Below are 7,062 nucleotides of genomic sequence, written 5' to 3'. Positions count from 1 at the left end.
CAGAAAGCCGGGATCGCGTCTTTCTGCCCCTACAACATTGGTCCCGGAAAATGTTTCCCGTCTACGTTCTATAAGCGCATCAATGCTGGCGACCGTAAAGGGGCCTGTGATGCTATTCGCTGGTGGATTAAAGACGGCGGGCGCGATTGTCGCCTGACCAAAGGCCAGAAAAATGGCTGCTATGGGCAGGTAGAGCGACGGGACCAGGAAAGTGCGCTGGCATGCTGGGGGATAGACCAGTGAACCTGCGCTATCAGTTTATTGCCATTTCGCTGCTGGTGGCCGTTGCATTCATCGCGGGTAGTGTATGGAGCAGCCGCGGTTGGGAAAAGAAGTGGGCTGACCGTAATAGCATGGAATCTTCACAGGAAGCGAACGCGCAGACTGCCGCACGCTGGATTGAACAAGGGCGCATAATTGCCCGTGATGAGGCTGTAAAAGATGCACAAGCACAAGCCGCTAAATCTGCTGCCACTGCTGCTGGCTTGTCTGCCACTGTTAGCCAGCTGCGCACCGAAGCAACAAAACTCGCTACCCGCCTGGACGCCGCAAAGCACACCGCAGATCTTGCCGCTGCCGTCAGAAGCAAAACAGCCGGAGCCGACGCCGCAGTGCTCGCCGACATGCTCGGACGCCTTGCAGAAGAAGCTCGATATTATGCTGGACGAGCTGACGAAAGCTACCGCGCTGGAATGACGTGTGAGCGGATTCATGACTCGGTGAGAGAGTCAAATAGCCAACAATGAGCTTCGCAATCAGCAGTCGCCAGATGAAAGAGAATAAGCATGTACTGGCTGTTGAGCATGAGTACATTATGCATCCACATTTGCTAGTTGGATGACAGAAATTGGTTAATAATTGAACGGAATGCGGTATGATAAACCACATTCATTAAAAGGTCAGCCATCATGTCATTCTTCGATTACGCAATGCAGCGTGTTGGGCTTGTAGCCAATATGACTGTCACGTGTCCGATATGTGGACATAAATCTACTCAGTCGACCACGAAAGTACGTCAGCAACAGGTATTACTTTGCCCAAAGTGTAAATCGCTTTTTATCATTCACAGGTAGTCGGTCGCGATACAAATAACCCTAGGCCTCGCAATAGCGGGGCTTTTTAACAACTGAGGTATGCGCATGACAGTAGTTCTTACAGCTACGCAGATTGAAGACCTGGCAGCATTCGCGAAAGAAGATGGCCAGCCACAATACACTATCACTACCGGGACAATCCCTGAGTTCGAAGCTGATGATGGTGAGGTTATCCCCGAATATAAAGGACTACTCGCTTACTCAGATTCACTGGATCACGGTGTATTGCAGCTTGACGACTAACGGCATTACAGCAGGCATTCCATGAGTGTCTGCGATAATGACAAACAGGCAGGTGATCAGATATGGCAAAACCGGACTGGGGAGCACTGCAACACCAGTTCCTCGCCGAGCATGCTAAATCCGGTATTTCCCCCAAAGACTGGTGTGAAGCGCAGGGACTGAATTACACATCTGCGCGGCGCTATATCAAAAAGCCAACTGCGCAAAAAACTGCGCAGAAGAAAGTGCGCAATGCGCAGACTGAACAAGCCCCTACCACTGCGCAGTATGAGCAATCCTCAACTGATGCGCAGACCGATATACAGGAAAGTGCGCAACCCTTCAACCTGCGCAATTACGGCCTTAACGATATGCAGATCAGGTTTGTCGAAGAGTATCTTCTCGATCTGAACAGGACCGCTGCATACAAGCGGGCTGGCTACAAAGGCGAAGGCAATACGGCTTACGTTAACGCCTCTCGATTGCTAAGAAATGCTAAGGTCAGCCAGGCAATCCGCGACGCGCTGGATGAACGTTCGCGAAGAGTGAAGGTAACGCAGGACGAAGTGTTGAAATGGTGGTGGGACATTGCGACGGCAGACGCTACGCAACTGACTGAACATCACCGCGGCTGTTGCCGTTACTGCTGGGGGCTCGGTTTTAACTACCAGTGGCGCGATGCAGTTGAGTTTGAGGAAGCGGAAGAAAAGGTTAAGGGGAAGGAAGGTGCCATACAGCCTAAGGATACGGGCGGCTACGGCTACGACGGCACACTGGACCCGAACCCGGATTGCCCCCGCTGCAATGGCGTTGGTCTGAGCCGTTCTGTTTTCCACGATACGCGAGATTTGAAGGGTGCAGAACGCCGACTTTTTGCCGGGATTAAAGAGGGCAAATTTGGTCTTGAAATGATCACCCGCAATCAGGATGAGGCTATGAAGATGGTCGCGCAGCACCTCGGCATGCTGAAAACCAAAACTGAGTTAAGTGGCCCGAATGGTGAGCCCATACAGCATAATCACACAGTAAGCGCGGAGGATCTGACTGATGAGCAGCTCGCCGCAATTATCGCTAGTAAGTAAGCAGGAAGCAGCGGCAGAGTTACTCAAACGACGTAATGCCCGGGCCAGCCTTCACGACTTTATTCAGTACATCAACCCCGAATATATAACCAGCAAGTTCTCGCAAACGGTTTGCGACGCTCTGGATCAGTTCCTGCTGGATATGATGAATGGAGTGCGCCCGATACTGATTCTCGGTGCGCCGCCGCAGCATGGTAAATCGGATATCGTTTCGCGTTACCTGCCAGCGTATTTCTTCGGAAAATATCCTGAAATGCGCGTAGGTGCGCTGTCGTATTCTGCTGACCTGGCTGGAGACATGAACGCTGATGTTCAGCGGATTATGTCTACACCTGAATACCGCAACATATTCCCTGGAGCATGGCTGGGCAATAAGCCCGCTGATGGCGTGGCGGTGAAGCGCAACACCGACGAATTCGGAATTGCCAACCATAAAGGGACGTATGTCTGTGCGGGCGTCGGTGGCCCGTTAACGGGTAAGAAAATCGATCTCGGTATCATCGATGACCCGATAAAAAACGCCAAAGAAGCACTTAGCCCGACAACTAAGAAATCTATCTGGAACTGGTACGTTTCCACGTTTAAAACGCGTCTGTCGAAAAACAGCGGCGAAATCATCATGGCGACCCGCTGGGCGACAGATGACTTATCCGGGCGTGTAGTGGAAATCACGCCGCGCGCTAAGGTGCTGGCGTTCCCTGCAATCAACGAGCAGGGCGAAGCGCTGGTGCCGGAGTTGCACCCGAAAGAGAAGTTGCTCGAAACCAAAGTCATTCTCGGGGATTACTTCTGGTCGGCGATGTATCAGCAGTCGCCAAAACAGGCTGGTGGCTCAATCTTCAAAGATGAGTGGATCAAGTATTACCTCCCGAAAGACTTGCCGACCAACTTCGATATTGTCGTCCATAGCTGGGATATGACCTTCAAAGACAGCGAGGGCACCGACTACGTTGTCGGGCAGGTATGGGGTAAAAAAGGCGCCAATGCTTATCTGCTTCACCAGGTGCGCGCGCGCATGAGCTTTACCGCAACGCTGAAAGCCGTTAAACGCATGGCCGACGAATACCCCAAAGGCCTGCGGAAGCTGGTGGAGGACAAAGCCAACGGACCGGCGGTTATTGATTCGCTGAAAAGCACCGTTGCGGGGCTTGTTCCTGTTGAACCGGACGGCAGCAAAGTTGCCCGTGCGCATGCGATCACCGCTGTATGGGAAGCGGGTAACGTTTTCCTTCCCCATAAAGACATCGCACCGTGGATCACCGAGACGGTCGAGGAAATTACCACGTTCCCTGTCGGCGCGAACGATGACGTTGTCGATGCAATGACGCAGGGGCTACGCGATTTGTATCAGAGAAAAACACTCAGCCCACTGGACATCATGTAATGACGAAAAAAAATATCGTTGGTCGTCTGAATGATGGCCTGGTTAGCTTAATGACTTCACTCGGCGAGAAGATCGGCGCGGTGCGGTATAGCAGCAGTAAGCCCGATGTGCCGGATAAAGAACTGCTCGCGATGTATAAAAAATCGTGGGTGGTGAAAAAGTACATCAACAAAACCGCCGACGACATGCTGAAGTTGCCCCGTAAATTTTCTGGCGATGTCGATAGCTCCATAACCAAGCGCATCGCAGACGCTGAAAAAGAACTGAAATTAAACGCAGTCTTTCACTGCGCGCTGGGATGGGCCTCTCTGTTGGGCGACTCGCTAATCGTGGCTATCACTGATTGTGCCGATGACCAGATCGCCTTGCCGCTCAATTTGCAGAGCGAAGATATCGTTAAATTTCTGGTGTTCCGTAAAGGTGAGTACACGCCGGACAGCAATGTCATTACCGACATACGTTCGGACTGTTTCGGTGAGCCGCTGACGTATCAACTTGATGTCGGGACAAAGCAACTCAGGTTTCACCACTCCCGCTGCTGCCGGACAAAACTGGGTAATCACAGCATTAAGGATCGGGCGAAGTTTGGCACGTCAGACCTTCAGGCGCCCTACGAGCATATCAAAACGTTCGATACCGCAATCCTCAGCACCGGTGACACCATCCAGGAGGCAAACGTCGATGTGCTGTTTATCCCCGGCATGAATAACCAGATCGCAGCGGGTCAGGAAGGGCAGGTGCGCGAATACGCCAGGGTGATGAAGGAAACTAAATCCTCGACCGGGCTGCTGCTAATTGACGCTGGTGATACAACAGCTCAAGGGCGTTACGAGCAGAAGAACGCGCAATTCACCGGACTGTCTGACGTGATCAGCAAAATGGCGATTGTACTGGCCGGGGCGCTGGACAGGCCCATAACGGTTCTGTTTGGTGAGTCTGCCAGCGGGTTCAGCAGCGGCGAGGAAGACAATAAATCCTATTACGAGACGATTAACGGTCTGCAGGAGTCCCGGCTTCGCCCTATGCAGGATTTCGCCGACCAGTTCACGCTGGATAAACTCGCCATTACGGAAAGCCTTACTTACGAATACCCGACAATCGACAGCATTAACGAGGCTGACGAAGCTAACCGGTTTAGCCAGTATGCCACCGGATTTAATACGCTGGTAACGGGTTCAATCCTGACGGAAGAGGTCGCCATCAGGGAGATGGTAAACCGGGGCGTACTGAAGACAGTCACCGAAGCAGAAATTAAGGCGATTGTCGCAGGGAGTGGCACATGGACCTGAAACAGCTGCTGGAGCGCAAACAGGGGCATCTTAAACCACGACGCCGACGGATGCGGCCACCAACCGCCAGCAAGCGCGCAGAGGTCTGGTATCGAGACAGGCTGATTGAGTTTGTCGATAGCATGCTTCAGACACTCCTGGATGAGCTGGACAAGCCCACACTCACCGATGCACCCGATACTACTCCTTTGTCGATTACAGCGCGCCTTGCGGCAGTCATGCAGCGATTAGCGAGCATTTCAATTCAGGAGGTCGCCGCCCGACTCTCTGCCGGGTTCGTTGCGCGGGCAAACCTGCAGAACAAAGAGCAGACGCAGCGCACTTTCTCTCAGGCTTTTGGGATTGACCTGACCGGGATGCTCGGCGATGGCGCGATAAAGCCAGAAATGGAAAAGGCACTAAGTGACAACGTTGACCTGATCACCTCCATCCATACCGACTTTATCCACGATATCGGCGCGGCGGTTTTCGAGAACATGAAAGACGGTGGTCGCCATGAAAACCTCATTGACCTGATTAAGGAGCGTGGGGAGGTCACCCGCAATCGTGCAAGGTTCATCGCTCGCGACCAGACCTCAAAACTGAACGCAGACCTGACTGAAGCGCGCAATGTGGCTCTTGGCCTTGACCTGTATGAGTGGGGCGGCACTGGCGACGAACGGGAGCGCGACAGTCATTCCGCGTTAAACGGCATGCTCTGTAAATACTCCGATCCGACGGTCTACTCAGACGACGGCGGAAAAACGTGGAAGAAACGCTCAACCATCGGGGCATTCATCGGTAAACCCGGCGAGGATTACCAATGCCGATGCCTGGCCCTCCCTTACGTCTCATGGGATTAATCAATGAAGTGGAAACGAACACCGCAGGGGTATGTGATTACCACTGCGACGATCACCCGCGCAGGGCCGATTGAATATTACGGTCACGAACTGGGATTAACTGGCAGCGATGCCAACAAAAAAATCACCGTTGTCCGCACCCTCGACGAATTATCAAAACCTGAAACACTCGCTTCATTCAATGGCCTCCCGTTCACCATAACGCACCCCGACGACGGGGAAGTCACCGCAGCAGACCACAAAGACAAAGCATCCGGTCATATCGCCAATACCCGTATCGAGGGTGGTGAGGTGGTCTGCGACGTTTTTCTGACGGATGCCGTTGCAATTAAGACGCTGGAAGAAACGGGGATTCGTGAAGTATCCGTTGGATATGAGCCTGCTGAACTCGAGGAAAGGGGCGGTAAGTATTACCACATCAACATTCGCGGCAATCATGTCGCGGGCGTGGCAGAGGGGCGCTACGGGCCTCAGTGTAAGTTAAACGACAAAAAAGGTAAGCCGATGTTCAAAACATTAACTGACGCCCTGAGTTTCCTGAAGGGCAAAAAACTGAAGGATGCGGACGGTGCAGCGCTAACTCCTGACGAACTGGTCGGCATGATCGCCGCGCTGGAAAAAGCACTGGCAGAACTCCAGGGGCAAGGGACTGACGAGGCGACGGCAAAGGCTCAGGAAGTGCTGGCGCAACTCGCTGACCTTAAAACTCAACTGGAAGGCATGACGGGGGCACCATCGCCGAACGATGAAGATCCTGCCGCTGGTGGTGACGACAAGGACGCGAAAATCACTGCGCTGGAAACCGAAAACGCCGATCTGAAAGCGAAGGTTAAAGCGCTGGAAGAAGAACTGGAGCAGCTGAAATCCGGCAACGAAACCAGCACCACACTGGCAGACGCGAAAGCCCGCTTCCCTAAAGTCAGCTTCAATGATGCCAAATCAGCGCGTGACGTGCGTGCCGCCGTACTGGTGAGCACTAAAGCATTTAACGATGCTGAGGTCAAAGCAATGACTGACAGCGAAGTCCGCGCGGCATATGCGGCTATTCAAGCCACCTCGAAGCCACGCAGTGAAATCGGTGCTCATCTGTTTAACGACTCCGCGAACAAAAGCACTAAAACCGCAACTCAACGCCTTGGGGGTAAATAA

At 53.0% G+C, this 7,062-nt stretch carries 9 protein-coding genes; all 9 read left to right on the top strand.

The window, feature by feature from the left end:
* Nucleotides 1-243 (top strand): glycoside hydrolase family protein (locus tag OGY18_RS13100; protein ID WP_286553282.1); only part of this gene is annotated, 243 nt, incomplete at its 5' end.
* Nucleotides 222-746 carry a DUF2514 domain-containing protein gene (locus OGY18_RS13095; protein ID WP_286553280.1) on the top strand — a complete coding sequence of 175 codons (525 nt, stop codon included), beginning with the start codon at nucleotides 222-224 and terminating at the stop codon, nucleotides 744-746. The genes OGY18_RS13100 and OGY18_RS13095, both read left to right, overlap by 22 nt.
* A 162-nt stretch (nucleotides 747-908) precedes the next feature.
* Nucleotides 909-1,073, top strand: coding sequence for a YnfU family zinc-binding protein (locus OGY18_RS13090; RefSeq protein WP_215532526.1), 165 nt, complete (start codon nucleotides 909-911; stop codon nucleotides 1,071-1,073).
* A 66-nt stretch (nucleotides 1,074-1,139) separates the two neighbouring features.
* The gene (locus OGY18_RS13085) at nucleotides 1,140-1,337 is read left to right on the top strand and encodes a hypothetical protein (protein WP_072667363.1); all 198 of its coding nucleotides are present in this window, start codon (nucleotides 1,140-1,142) and stop codon (nucleotides 1,335-1,337) included.
* A gap of 62 nt (nucleotides 1,338-1,399) precedes the next feature.
* Nucleotides 1,400-2,398, top strand: coding sequence for a terminase small subunit (locus tag OGY18_RS13080; protein WP_286553277.1), 999 nt, complete (start codon nucleotides 1,400-1,402; stop codon nucleotides 2,396-2,398).
* Nucleotides 2,364-3,782, top strand: coding sequence for a phage terminase large subunit (terL, locus tag OGY18_RS13075; RefSeq protein WP_181549051.1), 1,419 nt, complete (start codon nucleotides 2,364-2,366; stop codon nucleotides 3,780-3,782). The genes OGY18_RS13080 and terL overlap by 35 nt, the downstream gene beginning before the upstream one ends.
* Entirely contained in the window at nucleotides 3,782-5,071 is a 1,290-nt protein-coding gene (locus OGY18_RS13070; protein ID WP_286553275.1) for a phage portal protein, read from the top strand. The genes terL and OGY18_RS13070 overlap by 1 nt, the downstream gene beginning before the upstream one ends.
* On the top strand, nucleotides 5,062-5,913 hold the full coding sequence (locus tag OGY18_RS13065) for a phage head morphogenesis protein (RefSeq protein WP_286553273.1): 852 nt from the start codon (nucleotides 5,062-5,064) through the stop codon (nucleotides 5,911-5,913). The genes OGY18_RS13070 and OGY18_RS13065 overlap by 10 nt, the downstream gene beginning before the upstream one ends.
* Nucleotides 5,914-5,916: 3 nt before the next feature.
* Nucleotides 5,917-7,062 (top strand): DUF2213 domain-containing protein, encoded by a 1,146-nt coding sequence (locus tag OGY18_RS13060; protein WP_024167002.1) that lies wholly within the window; start codon nucleotides 5,917-5,919, stop codon nucleotides 7,060-7,062.

This window comes from Citrobacter sp. Cpo142 (assembly GCF_030332425.1).
GTDB lineage: Bacteria > Pseudomonadota > Gammaproteobacteria > Enterobacterales > Enterobacteriaceae > Citrobacter > Citrobacter portucalensis.
Note: the sequence above shows the minus strand (reverse complement) of the source record. Positions and strands in the feature narration are given on the sequence as shown.

Bases quoted from the DNA above. Each gene is read 5' to 3' on its own strand.
- OGY18_RS13080 (WP_286553277.1), top strand. From the start codon at position 1,400: ATGGCAAAACCGGACTGGGGAGCACTGCAACACCAGTTCCTCGCCGAG.
- terL (WP_181549051.1), top strand. From the start codon at position 2,364: ATGAGCAGCTCGCCGCAATTATCGCTAGTAAGTAAGCAGGAAGCAGCG.
- OGY18_RS13095 (WP_286553280.1), top strand. From the start codon at position 222: ATGCTGGGGGATAGACCAGTGAACCTGCGCTATCAGTTTATTGCCATT.
- OGY18_RS13065 (WP_286553273.1), top strand. From the start codon at position 5,062: ATGGACCTGAAACAGCTGCTGGAGCGCAAACAGGGGCATCTTAAACCA.
- OGY18_RS13090 (WP_215532526.1), top strand. From the start codon at position 909: ATGTCATTCTTCGATTACGCAATGCAGCGTGTTGGGCTTGTAGCCAAT.
- OGY18_RS13070 (WP_286553275.1), top strand. From the start codon at position 3,782: ATGACGAAAAAAAATATCGTTGGTCGTCTGAATGATGGCCTGGTTAGC.
- OGY18_RS13085 (WP_072667363.1), top strand. From the start codon at position 1,140: ATGACAGTAGTTCTTACAGCTACGCAGATTGAAGACCTGGCAGCATTC.
- OGY18_RS13060 (WP_024167002.1), top strand. From the start codon at position 5,917: ATGAAGTGGAAACGAACACCGCAGGGGTATGTGATTACCACTGCGACG.